At 57.5% G+C, this 23,841-nt stretch carries 25 protein-coding genes and 1 pseudogene; 20 read left to right on the top strand and 6 right to left on the bottom strand.

From position 1 onward, the window contains the following. Position 1: 1 nt before the first annotated feature. Both hpaD and KOSB73_RS06085 read left to right on the top strand, forming a co-directional pair. Entirely contained in the window at positions 2-859 is an 858-nt protein-coding gene (gene hpaD, locus KOSB73_RS06090; protein ID WP_004133172.1) for a 3,4-dihydroxyphenylacetate 2,3-dioxygenase, read from the top strand. A gap of 12 nt (positions 860-871) precedes the next feature. Next, the gene (locus KOSB73_RS06085) at positions 872-1,252 is read left to right on the top strand and encodes a 5-carboxymethyl-2-hydroxymuconate Delta-isomerase (RefSeq protein WP_049086533.1); all 381 of its coding nucleotides are present in this window, start codon (positions 872-874) and stop codon (positions 1,250-1,252) included. A gap of 28 nt (positions 1,253-1,280) precedes the next feature. Here the strand turns inward: KOSB73_RS06085 and KOSB73_RS31310 are convergent, their stop codons facing one another. Next, entirely contained in the window at positions 1,281-1,403 is a 123-nt protein-coding gene (locus KOSB73_RS31310; RefSeq protein ID WP_256660743.1) for a hypothetical protein, read from the bottom strand. Here KOSB73_RS31310 and hpaH point away from each other — a divergent pair. The 12 genes from hpaH (at position 1,389) to KOSB73_RS06030 (ending at position 12,996) form a co-directional block, all read left to right on the top strand. After that, on the top strand, positions 1,389-2,192 hold the full coding sequence (gene hpaH / locus KOSB73_RS06080) for a 2-oxo-hept-4-ene-1,7-dioate hydratase (protein WP_024360424.1): 804 nt from the start codon (positions 1,389-1,391) through the stop codon (positions 2,190-2,192). The genes KOSB73_RS31310 and hpaH overlap by 15 nt on opposite strands. Before the next feature lie 10 nt (positions 2,193-2,202). Next, positions 2,203-2,994, top strand: a complete 792-nt coding sequence (gene hpaI, locus KOSB73_RS06075) for a 4-hydroxy-2-oxoheptanedioate aldolase (protein WP_004133176.1) — start codon at positions 2,203-2,205, stop codon at positions 2,992-2,994. Between the two features lie 70 nt (positions 2,995-3,064). Beyond that, positions 3,065-4,441 (top strand): 4-hydroxyphenylacetate permease, encoded by a 1,377-nt coding sequence (gene hpaX, locus KOSB73_RS06070; RefSeq protein ID WP_098140321.1) that lies wholly within the window; start codon positions 3,065-3,067, stop codon positions 4,439-4,441. 9 nt (positions 4,442-4,450) lie between these two features. Continuing rightward, on the top strand, positions 4,451-5,341 hold the full coding sequence (gene hpaA, locus KOSB73_RS06065) for a 4-hydroxyphenylacetate catabolism regulatory protein HpaA (RefSeq protein ID WP_024360426.1): 891 nt from the start codon (positions 4,451-4,453) through the stop codon (positions 5,339-5,341). Positions 5,342-5,357: 16 nt separating this feature from the next. Next, a complete protein-coding gene (locus KOSB73_RS30400) occupies positions 5,358-5,855 on the top strand; it encodes a hypothetical protein (RefSeq protein WP_106426856.1) in 498 nt (165 codons plus the stop codon). 104 nt (positions 5,856-5,959) lie between these two features. Then, the gene (gene hpaB / locus KOSB73_RS06060; protein ID WP_004133179.1) at positions 5,960-7,522 is read left to right on the top strand and encodes a 4-hydroxyphenylacetate 3-monooxygenase, oxygenase component; all 1,563 of its coding nucleotides are present in this window, start codon (positions 5,960-5,962) and stop codon (positions 7,520-7,522) included. A gap of 19 nt (positions 7,523-7,541) precedes the next feature. Beyond that, on the top strand, positions 7,542-8,054 hold the full coding sequence (locus KOSB73_RS06055; protein ID WP_004098296.1) for a 4-hydroxyphenylacetate 3-monooxygenase reductase subunit: 513 nt from the start codon (positions 7,542-7,544) through the stop codon (positions 8,052-8,054). 295 nt (positions 8,055-8,349) lie between these two features. Then, on the top strand, positions 8,350-10,500 hold the full coding sequence (gene btsT / locus KOSB73_RS06050) for a pyruvate/proton symporter BtsT (RefSeq protein WP_024360427.1): 2,151 nt from the start codon (positions 8,350-8,352) through the stop codon (positions 10,498-10,500). A 109-nt stretch (positions 10,501-10,609) separates the two neighbouring features. Next, a complete protein-coding gene (locus tag KOSB73_RS06045; RefSeq protein ID WP_004098292.1) occupies positions 10,610-10,813 on the top strand; it encodes a YbdD/YjiX family protein in 204 nt (67 codons plus the stop codon). An 11-nt stretch (positions 10,814-10,824) separates the two neighbouring features. Beyond that, complete coding sequence (gene yjiA, locus KOSB73_RS06040) at positions 10,825-11,781, top strand: GTPase (RefSeq protein ID WP_098140320.1); 957 nt, start codon at positions 10,825-10,827, stop codon at positions 11,779-11,781. A gap of 349 nt (positions 11,782-12,130) precedes the next feature. Then, positions 12,131-12,676: a YfaZ family outer membrane protein gene (locus KOSB73_RS06035; RefSeq protein ID WP_004133182.1), complete on the top strand. Its 546-nt coding sequence runs from the start codon at positions 12,131-12,133 to the stop codon at positions 12,674-12,676. Next, entirely contained in the window at positions 12,676-12,996 is a 321-nt protein-coding gene (locus KOSB73_RS06030; protein WP_004133183.1) for a hypothetical protein, read from the top strand. The genes KOSB73_RS06035 and KOSB73_RS06030 overlap by 1 nt, the downstream gene beginning before the upstream one ends. Before the next feature lie 45 nt (positions 12,997-13,041). Here the strand turns inward: KOSB73_RS06030 and KOSB73_RS06025 are convergent, their stop codons facing one another. Together KOSB73_RS06025 and KOSB73_RS06020 are read right to left on the bottom strand one after the other, a co-directional pair. Further along, entirely contained in the window at positions 13,042-14,412 is a 1,371-nt protein-coding gene (locus tag KOSB73_RS06025; protein WP_049085493.1) for an NAD-dependent succinate-semialdehyde dehydrogenase, read from the bottom strand. Between the two features lie 178 nt (positions 14,413-14,590). Continuing rightward, a pseudogene (locus KOSB73_RS06020) lies at positions 14,591-15,025 on the bottom strand (Rpn family recombination-promoting nuclease/putative transposase); the annotation flags it as partial. A 103-nt stretch (positions 15,026-15,128) separates the two neighbouring features. Here KOSB73_RS06020 and KOSB73_RS06015 point away from each other — a divergent pair. Together KOSB73_RS06015 and KOSB73_RS06010 are read left to right on the top strand one after the other, a co-directional pair. Beyond that, positions 15,129-15,944: an AraC family transcriptional regulator gene (locus tag KOSB73_RS06015; RefSeq protein ID WP_064371498.1), complete on the top strand. Its 816-nt coding sequence runs from the start codon at positions 15,129-15,131 to the stop codon at positions 15,942-15,944. Positions 15,945-15,990: 46 nt separating this feature from the next. Further along, positions 15,991-16,632, top strand: coding sequence for a LysE family translocator (locus tag KOSB73_RS06010; protein ID WP_024360430.1), 642 nt, complete (start codon positions 15,991-15,993; stop codon positions 16,630-16,632). An 89-nt stretch (positions 16,633-16,721) separates the two neighbouring features. Here KOSB73_RS06010 and KOSB73_RS31080 read toward each other — a convergent pair whose 3' ends face one another. Further along, positions 16,722-16,961 (bottom strand): RICIN domain-containing protein, encoded by a 240-nt coding sequence (locus tag KOSB73_RS31080; protein WP_241185264.1) that lies wholly within the window; start codon positions 16,959-16,961, stop codon positions 16,722-16,724. A 488-nt stretch (positions 16,962-17,449) separates the two neighbouring features. Between KOSB73_RS31080 and KOSB73_RS06000 the strand changes: the two genes are divergently transcribed. Together KOSB73_RS06000 and mdtM are read left to right on the top strand one after the other, a co-directional pair. Next, positions 17,450-18,739: a DUF445 domain-containing protein gene (locus KOSB73_RS06000; RefSeq protein ID WP_074168711.1), complete on the top strand. Its 1,290-nt coding sequence runs from the start codon at positions 17,450-17,452 to the stop codon at positions 18,737-18,739. A gap of 163 nt (positions 18,740-18,902) precedes the next feature. Next, positions 18,903-20,144 carry a multidrug efflux MFS transporter MdtM gene (gene mdtM / locus KOSB73_RS05995; RefSeq protein ID WP_024360432.1) on the top strand — a complete coding sequence of 414 codons (1,242 nt, stop codon included), beginning with the start codon at positions 18,903-18,905 and terminating at the stop codon, positions 20,142-20,144. A 10-nt stretch (positions 20,145-20,154) separates the two neighbouring features. Here mdtM and KOSB73_RS05990 read toward each other — a convergent pair whose 3' ends face one another. Then, on the bottom strand, positions 20,155-20,781 hold the full coding sequence (locus KOSB73_RS05990) for an IbrB-like domain-containing protein (protein ID WP_004133192.1): 627 nt from the start codon (positions 20,779-20,781) through the stop codon (positions 20,155-20,157). Beyond that, complete coding sequence (locus tag KOSB73_RS05985; RefSeq protein WP_004133194.1) at positions 20,781-21,992, bottom strand: phosphoadenosine phosphosulfate reductase; 1,212 nt, start codon at positions 21,990-21,992, stop codon at positions 20,781-20,783. Before KOSB73_RS05985 ends, KOSB73_RS05990 begins: the two co-directional genes overlap by 1 nt. 373 nt (positions 21,993-22,365) lie before the next feature. Between KOSB73_RS05985 and KOSB73_RS05980 the strand changes: the two genes are divergently transcribed. Both KOSB73_RS05980 and KOSB73_RS05975 read left to right on the top strand, forming a co-directional pair. Continuing rightward, positions 22,366-22,605, top strand: coding sequence for a DUF2164 domain-containing protein (locus KOSB73_RS05980; protein WP_004133196.1), 240 nt, complete (start codon positions 22,366-22,368; stop codon positions 22,603-22,605). A gap of 82 nt (positions 22,606-22,687) precedes the next feature. Further along, positions 22,688-23,839: a double-cubane-cluster-containing anaerobic reductase gene (locus KOSB73_RS05975; RefSeq protein WP_024360435.1), complete on the top strand. Its 1,152-nt coding sequence runs from the start codon at positions 22,688-22,690 to the stop codon at positions 23,837-23,839. Positions 23,840-23,841 lie beyond the last annotated feature (2 nt).

Raw genomic sequence — 23,841 nt, 5'->3', positions numbered from 1 at the left:
TATGGGAAAGTTAGCGTTAGCAGCAAAAACCACTCACGTACCGTCGATGTATCTTTCTGAACTGCCGGGTAAAAATCACGGCTGTCGTCAGGGAGCCATCGACGGGCACAAGGAAATCGGCAAGCGGTGCCGCGAACTCGGCGTCGATACCTTCATCGTCTTTGATACCCACTGGCTGGTCAACAGCGCTTACCACATTAACTGCGCCGACCATTTCCAGGGCGTCTATACCAGCAACGAGCTGCCGCATTTTATCCGCGACATGACCTACGACTACGACGGTAACCCGGAGCTCGGTCACCTGATCGCCGACGAAGCGGTCAAGCTCGGCGTCCGCGCTAAAGCGCACAACATCCCGAGCCTGAAGCTGGAGTACGGCACGCTGGTGCCGATGCGCTACATGAACGCCGATAAGCACTTCAAAGTGGTGTCGATCTCCGCCTTCTGTACCGTTCACGACTTCGCCGACAGCCGCAAGCTGGGCGAAGCCATTCGTAAAGCTATCGAGAAATATGACGGTACCGTAGCGGTGCTGGCCAGCGGTTCGCTGTCGCATCGTTTTATCGACGATCAGCGCGCAGAAGAAGGCATGAACAGCTATACCCGCGAGTTCGATCATCAGATGGATGAGCGGGTCGTGAAGCTGTGGCGCGAGGGTAAATTCAAGGAGTTCTGCACCATGCTGCCGGAGTACGCCGACTACTGCTACGGCGAAGGCAATATGCACGACACGGTGATGCTGCTGGGCCTGCTGGGCTGGGATAAATACGACGGCAAAGTGGAATTTATCACCGAACTGTTCGCCAGCTCCGGCACCGGCCAGGTCAACGCCGTGTTCCCGCTGCCGGAAACGGCTTAAGGAGAGCGCAGAATGCCGCATTTTATCGCTGAATGTACCGACAACATCCGGGAACAGGCTGATTTACCGGATCTGTTCAGCAAAGTGAACGACGCGCTGGCGGCGACCGGCATCTTTCCCATCGGCGGCATTCGCAGCCGCGCCATCTGGCTGGATACCTGGCAGATGGCCGACGGCCAGCATGATTATGCCTTTGTGCATATGACGCTGAAGATTGGCGCCGGGCGCAGCCTGGAGAGCCGCCAGGACGTGGGCGATATGCTGTTCACGCTGATCAAAGCCCATTTCGCCGCGCTAATGGAGAGCCGCTACCTGGCGCTGTCGTTTGAGCTCGATGAACTGCACCCGACGCTGAACTACAAGCAGAACAACGTGCACGCCTTGTTTAAATAGCGTGCGCCCGGCCAGTCCCCTCTCCTCGTTAGGGAGAGGGAGAAAACAAGCACTGCCACAAAACCCCAGGCCGGGTAAGACGCGCCAGCGTCGCCACCCGGCGCAGCAGCACCGAAAGACGTAACAGGAAGCGACTATGCTCGATAAACATACCCATACCCTGATCGCCCAGCGGTTGAACCAGGCGGAAAAACAGCGTGAACAGATCCGCGCCATCTCGCTGGATCACCCGACGATCACCATCGAAGACGCCTACGCCGTACAGCGCGAATGGGTAAATATGAAAATCGCCGAAGGCCGCGTGCTGAAAGGGCATAAAATCGGCCTGACCTCAAAAGCGATGCAGGCCAGCTCGCAGATAAGCGAGCCGGACTACGGCGCGCTGCTGGACGATATGTTTTTCCACGACGGCGGCGATATCCCCACCGACCGCTTTATCGTCCCGCGTATCGAAGTGGAGCTGGCCTTCGTGCTCGCCAAACCGCTGCGCGGCCCCAACTGCACGCTGTTCGACGTGTATAACGCCACCGACTACGTGATCCCGGCGCTGGAGCTGATTGACGCCCGCTGCCACAACATCGATCCGGAAACCCAGCGTCCGCGTAAAGTTTTCGACACTATTTCCGATAACGCCGCCAACGCCGGGGTGATCCTTGGCGGTCGACCGATTAAACCCGACGAGCTGGACCTACGCTGGATCTCCGCTCTGCTCTATCGCAACGGCGTGATTGAAGAGACCGGCGTCGCTGCGGGGGTGCTGAATCACCCGGCCAACGGCGTGGCCTGGCTGGCGAACAAGCTGGCGCCGTACGACGTCCAGCTGGAAGCCGGACAGATTATTCTCGGCGGCTCCTTTACGCGTCCGGTACCGGCGCGCAAGGGCGACACCTTCCACGTCGACTACGGCAATATGGGCGCGATCAGCTGCCGGTTTGTCTAGGAGAAACATGATGAATAACGCCTTTAAAGACGCCTTAAAAGCGGGTAGACCGCAGATTGGCCTGTGGCTGGGGCTGACCAGCAGCTACAGCGCCGAGCTGCTGGCCGGGGCCGGATTCGACTGGCTGCTGATCGACGGCGAGCATGCGCCAAACAGCGTGCAGACGATACTGGCCCAGCTGCAGGCGATCGCTCCTTACCCCAGCCAGCCGGTGGTCCGTCCGTCGTGGAACGATCCGGTGCAGATCAAACAGCTGCTGGATATCGGCGCCCAAACCCTGCTGGTGCCGATGGTGCAAAACGCCGATGAAGCGCGGCTGGCGGTGAAAGCCACCCGCTATCCGCCCGCCGGCATTCGCGGCGTCGGCAGCGCGCTGGCCCGCGCCTCGCGCTGGAACCGCGTCCCGGATTATCTCCATCAGGCCAACGACGCGATGTGCGTGCTGGTGCAGATCGAAACTCGCGAAGCGCTCAGCAATCTGCCGCAGATCCTCGATGTCGAGGGCGTGGACGGCGTGTTTATCGGCCCGGCGGATCTGAGCGCCGATATGGGCTTCAGCGGCAACCCGCAGCATCCGGAAGTGCAGGCCGCCATTGAGCGCGCCATCGCGCAAATTCGCGCGGCGGGCAAAGCGCCGGGGATCCTGATGGCCAGCGAGCCGCTGGCGAAGCGCTACCTGGAGCTCGGCGCGCTGTTTGTCGCCGTCGGCGTCGATACCACCCTGCTGGCCCGCGGCGCGGAAGCGCTGGCGGCGCGATTTGGCGCGGAAAAAACCGCCCAGGGTTCGTCAGGCGTCTATTAACGCCGGGTGGCGCTGCGCTTACCCGGCAACCCGCAGTACCCTACAAAATTCCCATTAGAGGAAAATGATAATGAGCGATACATCATCTGCCATCCCGGAAAAGTTCGATCCGGCTAATCAGCACAAGCAGCTGACGGCGCAGCAGCAGTCGGTTATCAACAAGCTCTTTCGCCGCCTGATCGTGTTTTTGTTCGTGCTGTTTATCTTTTCGTTTTTAGATCGCATCAATATCGGCTTTGCCGGGCTGACCATGGGGCAGGATCTGGGCCTTAACGCCACCATGTTCGGCCTTGCCACCACCCTGTTTTACGCTACCTACGTCATTTTCGGCATTCCGAGCAACGTGATGCTCAGCATCGTCGGCGCTCGCCGCTGGATCGCCACCATCATGGTGCTGTGGGGCATCGCCTCCACCGCCACCATGTTCGCAACCGGTCCGAACAGCCTCTATATCCTGCGCATGCTGGTAGGGATCACCGAGGCCGGTTTTCTGCCCGGCATTCTGCTCTATCTAACCTACTGGTTCCCGGCCTTTTTCCGCGCCCGCGCCAACGCGCTGTTTATGATCGCGATGCCGGTCACCACCGCGCTGGGGTCAATCGTCTCCGGCTATATCTTGTCGATGGACGGCCTGCTCAACCTGCACGGCTGGCAGTGGCTGTTCCTGCTGGAAGGCTTCCCGTCGGTGCTGCTCGGCATTATGGTCTGGTTCTGGCTTGATGATTCGCCGTCGAAGGCCAAGTGGCTGACCGCGGAAGAAAAAAAATGCCTGCAGGAGATGATGGATAACGACCGCCTGACGCTGGTCCAGCCGGAAGGGGCAATCAGCCATCACGCCATGCAACAGCGCAGCCTGTGGCGGGAAGTGTTCACGCCGATCGTGCTGATGTACACCCTGGCCTATTTCTGCCTGACCAATACGCTCAGCGCGATCAGCATCTGGACGCCGCAGATCCTCAAAAGCTTTAACGAAAGCAGCAGCAATATCACCATCGGCCTGCTGGCGGCGATCCCGCAGATTTGTACCATTCTCGGGATGATCTACTGGAGCCGCCACTCCGATAAATACCAGGAGCGTAAGCACCACACCGCCCTGCCGTTCCTGTTCGCCGCCACGGGCTGGCTGCTGGCCTCGGCCACCGATCACAGTCTGATCCAACTGTTCGGGATCGTGATGGCCTCCACCGGATCGTTTAGCGCGATGGCCATTTTCTGGACCACGCCGGATCAGTCGATCAGCCTGCGCGCCAGAGCGATCGGCATCGCGGTGATCAACGCGACCGGCAATATCGGATCGGCGCTCAGCCCCTTTATGATCGGCTGGCTGAAGGATATTACCGGCAGCTTTAGCAGCGGCCTGTGGTTCGTCGCCGCCCTGCTGGTCATCGGCGCGGTGATTATCTGGGCGATTCCGATGAAAGGATCGCGTCCGCGCGCGACGCCGTAAGGAGCCGCTATGTGCCAGAGCCCTGTTACCAATATCGATATGAATAAAGAGTACGATGAGAGTCTGGGGACGGAAGAGGTGCATTATCAATCGTTTGCCCGGATGGCGGAGTTCTTTGGCCGCGATATGCAGGCGCACCGCCACGACCAGTATTTTCAGATGCACTTTCTCGATACCGGGCAGATTGAGCTACAGCTCGACGATCATCGCTATTCGGTGCAGGCGCCGCTGTTTGTCCTGACCCCGCCCTCGGTGCCACACGCTTTTATCACCGAGTCCGATAGCGATGGTCACGTGCTGACGGTGCGCGAGGATCTGGTCTGGCCGCTGCTGGAGGTGCTGTACCCCGGCACCCGGGAGGCCTTCGGCCTGCCGGGCATCTGCCTGTCGCTGGCCGATAAGCCCGAGGAGCTGGCGGCGCTGGCGCACTACTGGCGGCTGATTGAACGAGAATCGACCTCGCAGCTGCCGGGGCGGGAACACACCCTGACGCTGCTGGCGCAGGCGGTGTTCACCCTGCTGCTGCGCAACGCGAAGCTTGACGACCATGCGGCCAGCGGGATACGCGGCGAGCTCAAGCTGTTCCAGCGGTTTAACCAGCTGATCGACAGCCACTACCACCAGCACTGGACGGTACCAGATTACGCCTGCGAGCTGCATCTGACCGAATCCCGGTTAACCGATATTTGCCGCCGCTTTGCCAACCGACCCCCCAAGCGGCTGATTTTCGACCGGCAGCTGCGCGAGGCCAGGCGATTACTGCTCTTCTCCGACAGTACGATCGGTGAGATAGCCTGGCAGTTGGGATTTAAGGATCCGGCCTATTTCGCCCGCTTTTTTAACCGCCTGACGGGCTGTTCGCCGAGCGCGTTCAGAACGCAAAAAGTACCGGTGTCTTAGGATCGTCCCGGAGGCGATGCCGCGCATCTGTCCGGGCTACCGGCCCGCAGACGGCGGTGAACCCGTAGCCCGGGCAAGGCGCGTCAAGCGCCGCCCCCGGGAGCAGAGCGCAGAGTCGCTGAATGTCCCGCAGGCGATGCCGCGCATCTGTCCGGGCTACCGATCCGCAGAAAGCGGTGAACCCGTAGCCCGGGCAAGACGCGTCAAGCGCCGCCCCCGGGAGCAGAGCGCAGAGTCGCTGAATTTCCCGCAGGCGATGCCGCGCATCTGTCCGGGCTACCGATCCGCAGAAAGCGGTGAACCCGTAGCCCGGGCAAGGCGCGTCAAGCGCCGCCCCCGGGAGCAGAGCGCAGAGTCGCTGAATGTCCCGCAGGCGATGCCGCGCATCTGTTCGGCTACAAATTCAAAACCCGCGCTGACTTATCGCCCGGTTCACCGGGGAGCCTGGCCGGAAAATAGAAAAACCGACCCCGATCACATAACCCAATCCCGCCTGAAAAGTACCGACCGTTGACCTAAAAGTCTCTTCACGAAAGCCGCGTTAACCGCTTCAATTGAACAACAAAAACAAAACATAAATTTAACATCGCATTCCGATTAATACTGAAGAGGTCACCTATGAAACCTGAAAACTTCCGTGCAGATACCAAGCGCCCGTTAACCGGTGAAGAGTACCTGAAGAGCCTGCAGGACGGCCGCGAAATCTATATTTACGGTGAACGCGTTAAAGACGTGACCACCCATCCGGCGTTCCGCAACGCCGCCGCCTCCGTCGCCCAAATGTACGACGCGCTGCATAAACCCGAGCTGCAGGATACCCTGTGCTGGGGCACCGACACCGGCAGCGGCGGCTACACCCACAAGTTCTTCCGCGTGGCGAAAAGCGCCGATGACCTGCGCCAGCAGCGCGACGCCATCGCCGAATGGTCGCGCCTAAGCTACGGCTGGATGGGCCGCACCCCGGACTACAAGGCCGCGTTCGGCTGCGCGCTCGGCGCGAACCCGGGATTTTACGGCCAGTTCGAGCAGAACGCCCGCGACTGGTACACCCGCATCCAGGAAACCGGCCTGTACTTTAACCACGCCATCGTCAACCCGCCGATCGATCGCCATAAGCCCGCCGATGAAGTGAAAGATGTTTATATCAAGCTGGAGAAAGAGACCGACGCTGGGATCATCGTCAGCGGCGCGAAGGTGGTGGCCACCAACTCGGCGCTGACCCACTACAACATGATCGGCTTCGGCTCGGCGCAGGTGATGGGCGAAAACCCCGACTTCGCGCTGATGTTCGTCGCGCCGATGGATGCCGAAGGCGTTAAGCTTATCTCCCGCGCCTCCTATGAGCTGGTCGCCGGCGCCACCGGATCGCCGTACGACTATCCGCTCTCCAGCCGCTTCGACGAAAATGATGCGATCCTGGTGATGGATAACGTGCTGATCCCATGGGAAAACGTCCTGATCTATCGCGACTTCGACCGCTGCCGCCGCTGGACGATGGAAGGCGGCTTCGCCCGCATGTATCCGCTGCAGGCCTGCGTGCGCCTGGCGGTGAAGCTCGATTTCATCACCGCCCTGCTGAAACGCTCGCTGGAGTGTACCGGCACCCTTGAGTTCCGCGGCGTGCAGGCCGAGCTCGGCGAAGTGGTGGCCTGGCGCAATATGTTCTGGGCGCTGAGCGATTCAATGTGCGCCGAAGCGACGCCGTGGGTCAACGGCGCGTATCTGCCGGATCACGCCGCGCTGCAAACCTACCGCGTGATGGCGCCGATGGCCTACGCCAAAATCAAAAACATTATCGAGCGCAGCGTCACCAGCGGCCTGATCTACCTGCCGTCCAGCGCCCGCGATCTCAACAACCCGCAGATCAACGAATACCTGGCGAAATACGTGCGCGGATCGAACGGTATGGATCACGTCGAGCGTATCAAGATCCTCAAACTGATGTGGGACGCGATCGGCAGCGAATTCGGCGGCCGCCATGAGCTGTATGAAATCAACTATTCCGGTAGCCAGGATGAGATTCGCCTGCAGTGCCTGCGTCAGGCGCAAAGCTCCGGCAACATGGACAAAATGATGGCGATGGTGGATCGCTGCCTGTCCGAGTACGACCAGAACGGCTGGACGGTGCCGCATCTGCACAACAATACCGATATCAACATGCTGGATAAGCTGCTGAAGTAACCGGCAGCGGGAGGTCACAATGCAATTAGATGAACAACGTCTGCGTTTTCGCGATGCCATGGCCAGTCTGTCGGCCGCCGTTAACGTCATCACCACCGAAGGCGAGGCGGGCCGCTGCGGTATCACCGCCACCGCGGTCTGTTCGGTGACCGATACGCCGCCGTCGGTGATGGTCTGCATCAACGCCAATAGCGCGATGAATCCGGTGTTTCAGGGCAACGGCAAGCTGTGCATCAACGTGCTGAACCACGAGCAAGAGGAGATGGCCCGCCACTTCGCCGGCATGACCGGGATGACGATGGACGACCGCTTCGGCCTCAGCGGCTGGCAAAAAGGCGCGCTGGGCCAGCCGGTGCTGAAAGGCGCGCTGGCGAGCCTCGAAGGCGAAATTAGCCAGGTGCAGACCATCGGTAGCCATCTGGTCTATCTGGTGGAAATCAGGAATATTACCCTGAGCCAGCAGGGCCACGGGCTGATCTACTTTAAGCGCCGCTTCCATCCGGTGATGATGGAGATGGACGTCGTGGCGTAGTTTTGCTTCCCCTCTCTCGCGGGAGAGGGGATTGTCTGTTTTCTCCGCTCGTCACAGTGAGAATATCCCTGTGATCTCAATCACATATTTAAGCCCGCCGGGATTCCTGCCCAACCGCTTACCCCCGCAAGTGACCGCTTAACCCTACATATAACCACTCACAGATTTACCCAACTTTACGCGCGCGACGTTCTGGCAAGATGGTCCCCAGCATAGCTTATCAATGCCTCCTCAAACCCTAACTAAACCCAGACGGCTTCGGCCCATTATTCATCTTATTAAGCCAGGTTTTACTATGGATACTAAAAAGTTATTCAAGCACATACCCTGGGTGATTCTTGGAATCATCGGGGCATTTTGCCTCTCGGTCGTCGCTCTGCGCCGCGGTGAGCACGTCAGTGCGCTGTGGATCGTGGTGGCGTCGGTTTCCGTCTACCTCGTCGCCTACCGTTATTACAGCCTGTATATCGCGCAAAAGGTAATGAAGCTCGACCCTACGCGCTCCACGCCTGCGGTGATTAACAACGATGGCCTGAACTACGTTCCGACCAACCGCTACGTGCTGTTTGGCCACCACTTTGCCGCTATCGCCGGCGCCGGTCCGCTGGTGGGCCCGGTGCTCGCCGCGCAGATGGGCTACCTGCCGGGTACCCTGTGGCTACTGGCGGGCGTGGTGCTGGCCGGGGCGGTGCAGGACTTTATGGTGCTGTTTATCTCCTCGCGCCGTAACGGCGCCTCGCTGGGGGAAATGATCAAGCAGGAGATGGGGCCGGTACCGGGATCCATCGCCCTGTTCGGCTGCTTCCTGATAATGATCATCATCCTCGCGGTGCTGGCGTTGATCGTGGTGAAAGCGCTGGCGGAAAGCCCGTGGGGCGTGTTTACCGTCTGCTCGACCGTGCCGATTGCCCTGTTTATGGGGATCTATATGCGCTTCCTGCGCCCAGGCCGCGTAGGCGAAGTGTCGGTGATTGGTATCGTCCTGCTGGTGGCGTCCATTTACTTCGGCGGCATCATTGCCCACGACCCGTACTGGGGCCCGGCGCTGACCTTTAAAGACACCACTATTACCTTTACCCTGATCGGCTACGCGTTTATCTCCGCGCTGCTGCCGGTGTGGCTGATTCTGGCGCCGCGTGACTACCTGGCGACCTTCCTGAAAATCGGCGTTATCGTCGGCCTGGCGCTGGGGATCGTTATCCTCAACCCGGACCTGAAAATGCCGGCGGTGACCCAGTACATTGACGGTACCGGCCCGCTGTGGAAAGGCGCCCTGTTCCCGTTCCTGTTTATCACCATCGCCTGCGGCGCGGTCTCCGGCTTCCACGCCCTGATCGCTTCCGGCACCACGCCGAAGCTGCTGGCTAACGAAACCGACGCCCGCTTTATCGGCTACGGCGCGATGCTGATGGAGTCCTTCGTGGCGGTGATGGCGCTGGTAGCGGCCTCAATCATCGAACCGGGCCTCTACTTCGCGATGAACACCCCGCCGGCGGGCCTCGGCATCACCATGCCGAACCTGCACGAAATGGGCGGTGAAAACGCCGCGCTGATTGCCGCGCAGCTAAGGGATGTCACCGCGCACGCGGCGGCGACCGTCAGCTCCTGGGGCTTTGTGATTTCACCTGAGCAAATCCTGCAAACCGCGAAAGATATCGGCGAACCGTCGGTACTCAACCGCGCGGGCGGTGCGCCGACGCTGGCTGTGGGTATCGCTCACGTGTTCCACAAAATCATCCCGATGGCGGATATGGGCTTCTGGTACCACTTCGGTATTCTGTTTGAAGCGCTATTTATCCTCACCGCGCTGGATGCCGGTACCCGCGCAGGCCGCTTTATGCTGCAGGATCTGCTGGGCAACTTCGTACCGTTCCTCAAGAAAACCGACTCGCTGGTGGCGGGTATTATCGGCACCGCGGGCTGCGTCGGCCTATGGGGCTACCTGCTGTATCAGGGCGTGGTCGACCCGCTGGGCGGCGTGAAGAGCCTGTGGCCGCTGTTCGGTATCTCTAACCAGATGCTGGCCGCCGTGGCGCTGGTGCTCGGCACCGTGGTGCTGGTCAAAATGCAGCGCACCAAATACATCTGGGTCACCGTGATCCCGGCCGCGTGGCTGCTGCTGTGCACCACCTGGGCGCTGGGCCTGAAACTGTTCAGCACCAACCCGCAGATGGAAGGTTTCTTCTTCATGGCGCAGCAGTATAAAGAGAAGATCGCCGCCGGCGGCGAACTGACCGCGCAGCAGATTGCCAACATGAACCATATCGTGGTGAACAACTACACCAACGCGGGTCTGAGCATTCTGTTCCTGGTGGTGGTCTACAGCATCATCTTCTACGGCATCAAAACCTGGCTCAACGTGCGCAACAATAAAGTGCGTACTGACAAAGAGACGCCGTACGTGCCGGTACCGGAAGGCGGCGTGAAGACCTCTTCGCATCACTAAACCTTAATGCCGGATGGCGCTACGCTTATCCGGTCTACACAAGCGAATGTTTGTAGGCCGGATGAGGCGCTAGCCGCCATCCGGCTTTATTCGTTCTCTGGGACTCACAATGTTTGGTAACTTAGGTCAGGCAAAAAAATACCTCGGTCAGGCGGCAAAAATGCTGATCGGCATTCCGGATTACGACAACTACGTCGAGCATATGCAGACCAACCATCCGGACAAGCCGTACATGACCTATGATGAATTCTTTCGCGAACGCCAGCAGGCTCGCTACGGCGGCGATGGCAAAGGCGGCGTGCGCTGCTGTTAATGGAGGTAAACATGGCACCGATTGCAGTCACCCTGCTGACCGGTTTTCTTGGCGCGGGTAAAACCACCCTGCTGCGTCATATTCTGAACGAACGGCACGGCTTTAAAATTGCCGTTATCGAAAATGAATTTGGCGAAGTCGCCATCGATAACCAGCTTATCGGCGATCGCGCCACGCAGATTAAAACCCTGACCAACGGCTGTATCTGCTGTACCCGCTCCAACGAGCTGGAAGACGCCCTGCTCGATCTGCTCGACAGCCGCGATCGCGGAGACATCGCTTTTGACCGGCTGGTGATCGAATGCACCGGCATGGCCGACCCCGGCCCGATCATCCAGACCTTTTTCTCTCACGATGTGCTGTGTGAACGCTATCTGCTGGATGGCGTGATTGCGCTGGTTGACGCGGTGCACGCCGACCAGCAGATGAATCAGTTCACCATCGCCCAGTCGCAGGTGGGCTACGCCGATCGCATTCTGCTCACCAAAACTGACGTGGCGGGCGACAGCGACAAGCTCCGCGAACGGCTGACGCGTATTAACACCCGCGCGCCGATTTACAACGTTACCCACGGCGATATCGATCTGAACCTGCTGTTTAACACCAGCGGCTTTATGCTGGAGGAGAACGTGGTTAGCAGCAAACCGCGCTTCCACTTTATGGCCGATAAGCAGAACGACGTGTCGTCTATCGTGGTGGAGCTGGATTATCCGGTGGATATCAGCGAGGTGTCGCGGGTGATGGAAAACCTGCTGCTCACCTTCGCAGAACAGCTGATGCGCTATAAAGGGATGCTGTGGATCGACGGCGAGCCCAACCGCCTGCTGTTCCAGGGGGTTCAGCGGCTATACAGCGCCGACTGGGATCGGCCGTGGGGCGATGAACGGCCGCACAGTACCCTGGTGTTTATTGGGATACAGCTTCCGGAAGATGAGATTCGCACCGCCTTTGAAAGCCTGCGCAGGTAGCCACGCAGCTCATCCCCCTCTTCAGGAGGGGGAATACGCGCATGAAAATGTAAAAATTTACTTTTATATGTAACAACAGAAACCTTTTTGGAAATAATTAGAAAGGCAATTATTGCGTTTATAACCGCTTTTTCTCGCCTGTTCAGCGAATATTTAGCCAAAAGATTCAACTCACGCTCAACGGCCAAAGATTACCCATTGACAGCGCCGTAAAAACAACTAACAAACAACACAAATAAATATATCTAATAACAAAATTAGCATAAAACAGCCATCGCTAGCTGATTTGCAGTCATAAAAATCGATTGTTAAGGTGCCCTCCGCGTAATGTAATGATGAGGCACAAACCATGAAAAAGCTGAATATCCTTCTCCTCACGGCCTTGACCGCCGTCTCGGGATCCGCACTGGCGATGGGCGGTACCGTTGAGCAGGGCAAGAACTTCACCAACCTGAATCTGGAAATGGGGAAATCCTCCTCTGGCCTGTATGTGGAAAGCAACTGGCTCAAAAATACCGATGACGGTACCCAGACAGGCGGCGTCGGCGCGGGTTATAACCTGGAACTCGGCCCGGTGATGCTCAATGCCGGCGCGAAAGCTATCTACCTGGGTCCCAAAAAAGGCGATAACGGCGTGGCCTTCCCTATCGGTGGCGGCGTCAACGTGGCCCTGACCGACAGCATCCATCTCTATGGTGAGGGCTATGCCGCGCCAGAGGGCCTGAACAACAGCGTCAAAAACTACGTTGAAGCCAACGGCGGCGTAAGCTGGACGCCCATCACCCCGGTCACGCTGAAAGTGGGCTATCGCCACGTCAGCGTCGACGGCAAAGATGGCCGCCCGGGCCACACGCTGATTGACGGCGCTTATGTCGGCGGTGGGGTTACCTTCTGATGAACGGCCGCTTCGCCGCGCTTTGCGCGCTGAGCCTCGCCGTGCTGCTGTCAGGCTGCGTCCAGTACAAATGGGTGAAACCGGGCGTCAGCGATACGGAGATGAATAAAAAGCTCACCGAGTGCGAAGCGCAGGCGCTGATCGATCTCCCCCCGGATAACGTCGTCACCGGTTCAAGCTCGGAAAAAACGGACAAAGAGAACAAGAAAAAGGATATTTCCACCAGCTATACGGTGGAGGACGCCAATGCGGGGCGCAGAGATACGCTTGTAGACAGCTGCATGTTTAAAAGCGGCTGGGATAAGATTGAAGTTCAGTGATCGCCAAAAAAACCTGCCGGATGGCAGGTTTTTGTCTTCACGCCGTTATTTATGCACGACGACCAGTTTCTGATTCACAAACTCTTTAATGCCAAGATCGGAAAGCTCGCGGCCAAACCCGGAGCGCTTAACGCCGCCAAACGGCAGCTCCGGCGCGGTATCGGTTAGCCAGTTGATATAGACCATCCCGGTTTCAATTCGCGAGGCCATACGTTTCGCCCTTTCGATATCCTGGCTGAATACGGCTCCGCCAAGGCCATAGTGCGAATCGTTGGCCAGCTTCACCGCCTCATCGTCATCTTTCACCACGTAGATTTGCGCGACCGGACCGAAGAACTCTTCGAAGTAGGCCGGGTTATCGCGGGTAATGCCGGTCAAAATGGTCGGCTCGAAAAAGCTGCCCTCCCGCTGCGCGGGTTTGCCGCCCAGGTGCAGCTTCGCGCCGTTTTTCAGCGCGTCATTCACCTGCCTGGTCAGCGTTTCCAGCGCATCTTTTGAGGAGAGCGGACCCAGCGTCGTACTCTCATCCAGCGGATCGCCGATTTTCACCTGACGGAAGGCCTCGGTAAACTGGCTCAGGAACGCGTCGGCAATTTTTTCATGCAGGATAAAGCGCTTCGCCGCGGTGCACACCTGGCCCGCGTTGTTGAGCCGCGCCTGTACACCGATCTTCACCGCCTTCGCCAGATCGGCATCGTCCAGGACCACAAAGACATCGTTACCGCCCAGTTCAAGCGTCGCTTTCTTAATGTGTTTAGCCGCCTGCGCCGCCACCACGCTACCGGCTTTTTCCGAGCCGGTCAGGGCTGCGCCCTGTACGCGATCGTCGGCGATAATCTTCGCCACCTGATCCTGAGAAATAAACAGGTTAGTCCACGCGCCTTCCGGCGCGCCGGCTTCGCGTACCAGGTGGGCGAAGGTTTCCGCACAATGCGGGACGATGCTGGCATGCTTGGCGATAACCGGGTTCCCCGCCGCCAGGTTCGGCGCCAGCACACGCATAAGCTGGTAATAAGGGAAGTTCCACGGTTCTACCGCCATCAGCACGCCGATGGGATGGTGTTCGACCCAGGCTTCACCCAGCTCGGACGGATACTTTACCGGCGCCAAAAACTGTTTGGCGTTGTCGGCGTAGTAGCGGGCAATTTGCGCGCACAGTTTCACTTCACCGCGGCTCTGCGCAATAAGCTTGCCCATCTCCTGGCTGGCGATTTCGGCCAGTTCGTCAACCCGGCTGTCGATCAGGTCAGCCAGCTTGTGCAGGATCGGTAGCCGCTGGTCAATATTTCCTTTAGCCCACTGCGAATGAGAGAGCGCATCCGCCTTCTGCAGCGCCGCTTCTACGTCCGCATCGCTGTGTGACGGGTACGCTTTGATGAGCTGATTGTTTGCAGGATTCACCGTCTGATAAGCCATATCGCATGTCTCCTTGTTATCGCTGTTAACGCAGTCATAAATACCGCACCGGTTATTAAGGGTAGTCGAGATAGCTGAGGATGCGGCCAAACTCAGAGAGATACGGAATTTTCCCGAAATGGAACGGGGAACGCTATCAGCATAAACCCCTCATAAATAACTCAAGCATATCAATAGCTTAGTGAATAGCAGCCCGGATATCTGCCTCCGACAAACCGGTAATTCTCAGCACCGTTTCCAGCGCCATCCCTTCGGCGAGCATCGTTTGAGCAATACGCAGCGCTTCGGCGCGCTGCCCCTCCTCAACGCCCTCAGGTCGACCTTCCCGCTTCCCCTGCCTGCGCCCCACTTCACGTCATCTTTCGGCGATAGTCATTAGCTTCCCCTTGTGATGCGGTACCCGCCGGGCCACTTCGCGGATAAATTTCCCCAACCGAAGCGCTTTGCCCGAGTGAATCAGATAATTAAACAGCGTTTTTAGCTGCCTGTCCTTAGCGTATCCGCTAAGCAAAATGGCCGTCAGATGTTCCACAATGCCCAGCAGATCGCGCTGACGAATATGTTTTTGCAGCAGTTCAAGTAAGGCTACTCGGCGATGCTGGACAATTTCATTCCTCGTTTGCAAGCGAGACATTTTTGTGGAAGGCGACTCGCGGTTCTTCCGCAGGCTGAAGGCATGTTATAAACAACTATCCCTCTCAGCTAAGGAGCCCACCGTGAGCCATACGCGCAATATTCAGCAAACCTTTTGGCGCGACGAACAGCTGCCCTGGCTGGAGCTGCGCAGTACCTGGAACAGCCGCCAGGCCTATAAACGTCATCGCCATCCGCAGCTCTCCATTGGGGCGATTATCGAGGGGGAAACGCGCTGTCTCTGCAATGGTCAGGAGTATCTGCTGCGGCCGGGCGATCTGATTATTATTCCCGCCCAGGCGCCCCACAGCTGTAATCCGCGCGACGGCCAGCCGCGCAGCTACCATATGCTCTATCTCGAGCTAAGCTGGTGCTGGCGACAGCTGGCAGGCGATGGGCATCATGAGCGATTGATAGCCTCCCAGCCGGTGATACGCGATGCCGAACTGTTTGCCCGGTATTTGCAGATCGTGGAATTGATGAGCCAGCAGAACACCGCCGCGTTACCCGAAAGCGTCGCCCGATTGCTGCGCGGCCTGCCGCTGCGCCCGCTCGCGCCTGCGGCGCTAAGCCAAACCAGCGCGCGTTTGTTCAGTCGTCTGGCAACCAATCTGCAGGCGCCGCCGACGCTGGATAGCCTCGCCGAGGAGTTTGCGCTGCGTAAAGAGACGCTGATCCGCGCCTTCAAGCACGATACCGGCCTGACGCCCGCCAGTTTTATCAATATCGCGCGGATTGAGTTCGCCAAATCGCGCCTGCGCGCCGGGGATACTATCGCCGATGTGGGCTACCAGGCCGGGTTTGCCGACCAGAGCCACTTTCATAAAACCTTTGTCAGCTATACCGCCGCCACGCCGCGCCAGTATGCGCAGCGCCGATCAATAACAGACAATAATTAGCGTTCGCGCTGGCGTAGGGTGACCTCAGGTTATTACTGAGGTTGCTATGGACATACTCGCTACGCTCTTTCCCTCCGCCTTCCCCGCGCTGGCGCTCTCCCATTTTGTCGCCCTGCTGAGCCCCGGGCCGGATTTTTTTCTGCTGGTGGGCTACGCCATCCGCTATCGCCTGCGCGGCAGCGTCGGCCTGTGTCTCGGTATTGCCGCCGGAAACGGTTTATATATTATTCTGGCGATTATCGGCTGGGGGATCCTGCGCCAGGCGCCGCTGCTGTTTACGGTGATTGAGCTGCTGGGCGCGGCGTATTTGCTGTGGATTGGCAGCCTGCTGCTCAGAAGCCGCCCGGCCACGCTGGCGCTGCACGGCGCCTCGGCTTCGCGCCCGTCGCTGGTGAGACAGCTTTTTCTCGGGCTGGGTTCTTCGCTGCTGAATCCGAAAAACGCGCTCTTCTACCTCGCGCTGATGACCTCCCTATTGGGACCGAACGTCACGCTGGTGCAGCAGGCCGTCAGCGGGGCATGGATGACCAGCGTGGTGCTGCTGTGGGATCTGTTGCTGGTCACGCTGATTGCGCTACCCTCGGTGCAGCGCCGCCTTTCCGCCGTCGTCTGGCGAGTCGAGCGCACGGCCGGCGCCATACTGATGGTTTTTGGCGGCTGGATTGTGTGGCAGTTTATTTTTAATTAGTATTGTCGACGACCCGATAAGGACAAAGCCTCATCATTCTCTGTACAAGAATAAACGAGGCTCTATTCTCTCTCTCTTTTAAACAATATTTATTCCGGGCTATTTGCCGTCAACATATCCATCGGCACAAATACCCACTGCTGCGCTTCCGAGCCGTTAAATTCGAAAAGAATAATCGGATTCCCCGGGTTTGTGCCGCGGTTGTAGCTGTCCATAACAAAGGTCGGATTTTGTTTGCTTTTAATAAAGCGACGTGAGCTGACTAAATCCCACCGCTGCGTCGCTTTATTCCCGCGAACCTGGAGCTCAATCGCTGCGCCTGAACCCATACGATCCTCGCGGATACCCAGCAGCAGCTCCTCACTGGCGGCCAGGACGATCTCGCCGGTCCTGTCATCAACCGACCACAGAATTTTATTTAACGGTGAGGACGCTGGTAAGATAACAGCCTTAGCCCCGGTTTGCTGATCGCTAATACCATGTCTTTTTTTGCTGTATATTTAAATATACCAATCATGATCAACTCCTTTTATAAAAGACCAGTAGCAAGAGAAATTGATTAACGTTCTCCCTGAAATAAACAATGCCTTATTTAACCTTGAGTATAATGTGATTAAGATCACTTATTAATAATTAATTTAAGAAAGAACTCATGTAAAATATATATTATGAATGTATTTAACTTTAATTATTTAAAAATAGAATTTAAGCTACGTAAATTAAATTAACCCTCCTCGTCTCTCTCGTCGGAAAAAGAGGAATCCGAATGACCAGGGCGTCAAATGGCGAAGATTTTACGCATTAGCCGTCAGGCTATATGCTTAAGACTATGGAAAAACTCGCTGAACTGAAACGCGCCAAGCTGCTGGCGCTCTCGCTGCTGCTGATTGCAGCCGCTATTTTTATCACTACCCTCGTGCTGCCGCCGACGCCATGGGTCGGTGCGCTAAAGGCTATTTCCGAAGCGGCGATGGTCGGTGCGCTGGCGGACTGGTTCGCGGTAGTGGCGCTGTTTCGCCGCATTCCGCTGCCGTTCGTTGCGCAGCATACGGCGATTATCCCGCGCAATAAGGACCGGATAGCCGATAATCTCGGCTATTTCGTGCAGGAAAAATTTCTTGATACACCGTCGCTGGTGGCGCTGATCCGCCGCTACGAACCGGCGCTGATGCTCGGTAACTGGTTCAGCCAGCCGGAAAACGCGCGGCGGGTCGGCCAGCATCTGCTGCAAGTGATGAGCGGGTTTCTCGAGCTCACCGACGATGCGCGCATTCAGCGCCTGCTGCGCCGGGCGGTGCATAAAGCAATTGATAAGGTCGATTTAACCCAAACCAGCGCCATGATGCTGGAGGGTCTGACGCGCGATAACCGCCACCAGAAGCTGCTCGATTCGCTGATTAGCCAGCTGATCGCCCTGCTCCAGCGCGACAGCTCGCGGGCGTTTATTGCCCGCGGTATCGTGCACTGGCTGGAGACCGAGCATCCGCTAAAGGCCAAACTGCTGCCTACCGAATGGCTCGGCGAGCACAGCGCTGAAATGGTTACCGACGCGGTTAACACGCTGCTCGACGAAGTGAGTCAGGATCGCGCCCATCAGATCCGCCAGGCCTTCGATCGCGCGGCGCTGAAGCTGATCGACAACCTGAAGTCCGATCCGCTGATGGCGGAAAAAGCGGACAATATCAAAGCGTATCTGAAAAACGATGAGACCTTTAACCGCTATCTGGGCGAAGTGTGGGCCGACCTGCGCGGCTGGGTTAAAAACGACGTTAATAGCGACGATTCACGCATCAAGCAGCGCATTGCCGAAGCCGGTCAGTGGTTTGGCGAAACGCTGCTCCACGATGAGGCGCTGCGCGAATCGCTGAACGAACACCTTGAGCAGGCGGCGCACCGGGTGGCCCCGGAGTTTGCCGCCTTCCTGACGCGCCATATCAGCGATACGGTCAAAAGCTGGGACTCCCGCGATATGTCGCGACAAATCGAGCTGAACATTGGTAAGGACCTGCAGTTTATCCGCATCAACGGCACGCTGGTCGGCGGCACTATCGGCCTGCTGCTGTGGCTGTTTTCACAAATTCCGGCGCTGCTGCATTTACATATTTAATTCAACTATTTGTTTTTAATGTATTTATTACACGAATATATATTAACCGCTAAAAACATATGGATATTTAGGTTGACCCTAAATTTATTGCAGTGTGAAGTGCTGAAATAGTGCGCGCATAAACGGCTATTTATGGCGTAGAGACTCAACAAGGAGCCCACCGATGTTGCAATGGATGACCCGCTTTTTTGCCCGCCATTCCGCCACCCTGTTCTTCCCGGCAGCGCTGATCCTCTATGACTTTGCCGCCTATCTGACCACCGATCTTATCCAGCCGGGTATTATCCACGTGGTGCGCGACTTTGACGCCGACGTGGCGCTGGCGCCCGCGTCGGTCAGCCTGTATATGGCCGGCGGCATGGCGCTACAGTGGCTGCTCGGGCCGCTCTCCGATCGTATCGGCCGCCGTCCGGTACTGCTCACCGGCGCGCTGATCTTTACCCTGGCCTGCTTCGCGACCCTGTTCACCACCTCAATGGAGCAGTTCCTTGCCGCGCGCTTTGTTCAGGGCACCAGTATCTGTTTTATCGCCACCGTCGGCTACGTCACCGTGCAGGAGGCGTTCGGCCAGACAAAAGCCATTAAGCTGATGGCGATTATTACCTCGATCGTGCTGATTGCGCCGATAGTTGGCCCGCTCTCCGGCGCGGCGCTGATGCACTTCGTGCACTGGAAAGTGCTGTTCGGCATTATTGCCGTCATGGGGTTTATCGCCTGGCTGGGGCTGCTGCTGAATATGCCGGAGACCGTCCGGCGCGGCGACGTCCCCTTCAGCGCCAGGGGGGTGCTGCGCGATTTCCGCGATGTTTTCCGCAACCGCATTTTTCTGTTTGGCGCCGCCACGCTCTCGCTCAGCTATATTCCACTGATGAGCTGGGTTGCGGTCTCGCCGGTTATCCTGATTGACGACGGCGGCTTAACCACCGCCGAGTTCGCCTGGACCCAGGCGCCGGTCTTCAGCGCGGTGATTATCGCCAACCTGTCGGTGGCGCGCTGGGTAAAAGATCCCACCCGCTCGCGCTTTATCTGGCGCGCGGTCCCTATCCAGATGATCGGGCTGGCGATCCTGATCCTCGGCAATCTGCTGTGGCCGAACGTCTGGCTATGGTCGGTACTCGGCACCTGCTTCTATGCTTTCGGCATCGGGCTGATTTTCCCGACGCTATTCCGCTTTACTCTGTTTTCTAACGATCTGCCAAAGGGCACCGTTTCCGCGTCGCTGAATATCGTGATCCTCAGCGTCAGCGCGCTCTCCATCGAAGCGGCGCGCTGGCTGTGGTTTAACGGCGGCAGGCTACCTTTTCATCTGCTGGGGGTGGCGGCGGGGATCGCGGCCGCGTGCTGTCTGGCAGGCTTATTAAGCCGGATACGCCAGCGACCGGAAGCCATGCTGGCGCAGGAGTAGCGCACATTGACTACTCCACGGTCCAGGCTTCGCTAAAGCTCTCGTCGGCGAACAGCTCCGTCAGGCCGCTGATCTGTTTCAGGCGCAGCACCTCATCCGCATCCATACCGAGCTCTTCGCCGATGCGCCGATCGTCCCAGCCCTGGCGATGTAAATCGCGGACGATGTCGGACATCGCCGCGATCTGGTGTTTGCCCCTGGCGCGATTATGGCGAATGGTAGCGGCGATACGCTCTTTCTGCCCTTCGCGTTCGGCATTGATGAGCGTCACCGGAAGATAACCATGCAGACGGCGGCTCAGCTCCGGGCGACTCTTACCAATCAGATGGCGGTGAAAGCCGTCCACGACCAGGTGCCGTCGCTGCTGGCGGGCTACCACTACCGGTTGGGTAAAACCATCCAGTTCGATAGAACGCTCCAGAAGTTTTTTTTCCACCGTCGCCATCACGTTAGGGTTGTAGTCATTCGCCTCAACCGTGTTGGCTTCGACCCACAGCACGCAGTCCACCGGCTCGCGGCAGAAGGGGCTGTGCTGGTGGATCAGGCTCTTCAGCTCGTTAATCGCTTTGATTTTCAAGTCAACATCGTCAAACGACTCGAGATACTCAATCACTGTCTTAGCCACATCCGGTGACATCAAAGCGTCCTCCACTCTTTACGTTTGTTACTCACCAGCCGACAGTAACGCTCATAGTGCTTAGGCTGCGTCGGGCTGAACGACAGCATCCGGCACCAGAAATCGTTTTTTAGTAGCGTCTTGCAGATACGGCGCCATGAGGGAATATCGCGATAGCCGAGATCTTTTTCCTGCTCATCGGGGATATCGTCAGGGAAACCGCGGGTCTGGTACCAGTGCAGATAAATAGCGATTTTATTGCGGTAATGCTCGGCGGTTTTCTCCGGCATGCTATCGAGCAGAAAGAGCGCATATTCGCGCCAGCTAAAATGCGCCGGTTTGCGGATTTTGGTCTTCAGCGCAAAGTAGTCGCCGCTGGCGTTGGCGTAAATCGCGCCGCTGTGCGCGCCGCATACCCGACGGCACATCCGCTCCCAGGTCTCCGGCTCAAGTATGTGATAAAGCCACAGCCCGCGCCGCTGCTCGGGGCCGAAAGGCTCGCAGACGCGCATATTTTTCAGCGGCACGCCGGCGCGATGCATCAGGTCATAGAGCGGGTTGTAGGGGAGCCGCGACTTGTGATTAAAGATCCAGATGTCGCGGGTCCGCCAGTCATAGAGGGGATAGCAGGTGTAGCTAAACCCTTCCGGCGAGGCGGTGGTCCATGGCTTATCGTCCTCAAAGCGCAGTTTGGTCGGCGAGGTAAGCGCCATGTAGCGATGCAGCGACTCGTCGGTGCGGATACCGATCAGCGAAGCGAGGCTTCTCCCGGCGGCCAGCCAGTGCGAAAAAGCCGGAACAAAGGCTTCAAACGTCATTTCAGGCTGATAAAAAGGGAAAAAACCGGCATCGGTGATGGCATCATCCGGCGGTTGCCTTACCCATTCAACCCCGGCCCGCCAGGCGACCCATTCCGGCTCGTGCTGCGATACGCCGCTCACCGTGGTCATCGGCAGCGCCACCCAGTAGAAGCGGCTTACCACGTCCTGATAGCGCTCTTTCATATTTTGCACGTGCTGGATAGTTAATAAATACTGCGCTTCCCAGTCCACGAACAATACCGCAAACTTTTTCCCTTTTTTACGCGCAACGGCCGCCGCCAGATGAAATAATACCGTCGAGTCTTTACCGCCGGAAAAAGATAAACAGACCTGCTCGAAAGTATCAAATACCCAATCCAGGCGCATCAGAGCAGCGTCAAAAACATTCATATCCAGTTTTACGCGTTTCATCCTTCACCCCTGATAAATGAATCGCCGTCAGAATGTACTTATAGAAAAAATCCGTAAGCCAGATAACCTGAAAACAGGTCTATAGATTATTCATCCAGATACCGACATGCTGAAAAAAGGCGAGCGCAACTAAATGTTATTCACATCATAAAAACCATATTATCTCATTTAAATTCATGAGGTTATGAGAATCCCTCTGATTATCTTCATTTTATCGAGAATACTGTGATCTCAGTCACAATTAGCTCCTGAGCGATTTAATCAACCTACCTCGTTGTGGCCAAAAACATCACGCCATATCACAACTGACTCCCCGCGATCGGATATAATCAGCTGCCCTGATTCACCGTAACAATATTGATTAAGGAACGCTATGAGCGATATCGATCTCAGCCCGCCGCAACGCGATCTGCTGCGCGAGAAGCTGTGTAAATACTGCGAAGAGAATTTTGAGCTGGAGCTGGAGCAATTTGACGCGGAATTCTTTGTCGACTTTATCGCGAAAGAGCTGGGTCCAATGTTTTATAACGCCGGGATTGATGCGGCCATCGCCACCCACCTTGCATTGAGCGATCGGATTCAGGAAGAGATGGATCTGAAAAAAGTCTATTAGCGGGAGATCAATAAACACACACGATAAACAGGGTTATAATGCGGCCTCTTTCATCATCTCCCGTGTACGGGGAAGGAAAACCATGTCGCTTATCACCGATCTACCCGCCATCTTTGACCACTTCTCCGCAGCCCGCCAGCAGGGTTTCCTCACGGTCATGGAGCTTAAAGAGCAAAACATACCGCTGGTTGGCACCTACTGCACCTTTATGCCGCAGGAAATTCCACTGGCCGCCGGCGCGGTGGTGGTGTCGCTGTGCTCCACCTCCGACGAGACGATTGAAGAGGCGGAAAAGGATCTGCCGCGCAACCTCTGTCCGCTGATAAAAAGCAGCTACGGTTTTGGCAAGACTGACAAATGCCCCTACTTCTACTTTTCCGACCTCGTGGTGGGCGAAACCACCTGCGACGGCAAAAAGAAAATGTACGAATACATGGCCGAATTCAAAGCCGTGCACGTGATGCAGCTGCCGAACAGCGCCAGCGATGATGCCTCGCGAGCGTTGTGGAAAGCGGAAATTTTGCGCCTGCAGAAGGCGGTGGAAGATCGCTTTGGTACGCCGATCACCGAAGCCGCCCTGCGCGAGGCGATTATCCTCAAGAACCGCGAACGGCGGGCGCTGGCGAACTTTTATCGCGTCGGGCAGCTCAACCCGCCCGCGCTCAGCGGCAGCGATATTTTAAAAGTGGTCTACGGCGCGACCTTCCGCTTCGATAAAGCGGCGCTGATCGATGAGCTCAACGACATGGCGGATCGGGTGCGCCTGCAGTGGCAAGAGGGCAAACGGCTGGAGGCGCGGCCGCGTATTCTGATCACCGGCTGCCCGATCGGCGGCGCGGCGGAAAAAGTGGTGAAGGCCATTGAGGACAACGGCGGCTGGGTGGTCGGTTTTGAAAACTGCACCGGCGCGAAAGCCACCGAGCGCTGCGTGGAGGAGACGGGTGACGTTTACGACGCCCTGACCGAGAAATATCTCGCCATCGGCTGCTCCTGTATTTCGCCAAATGACCAGCGCCTGTCCCTGCTCAGTCAAATGGTAGAAGAGTACCAGGCCGACGGCGTGGTAGACGTCATTCTGCAGGCCTGCCATACCTACGCGGTGGAGTCGCTGGCGATAAAACGCCACGTGCGCCAGCAGCACGATATCCCCTATATCGCCATTGAGACCGACTATTCGACGGCGGATCTCGGCCAGCTCAGCACCCGCGTGGCGGCCTTTATTGAGATGCTTTAGGA

This window comes from Klebsiella grimontii (assembly GCF_900200035.1).
Classification (GTDB): Bacteria; Pseudomonadota; Gammaproteobacteria; order Enterobacterales; family Enterobacteriaceae; genus Klebsiella; species Klebsiella grimontii.
This window is presented reverse-complemented; position numbering and strand designations above follow the sequence as displayed.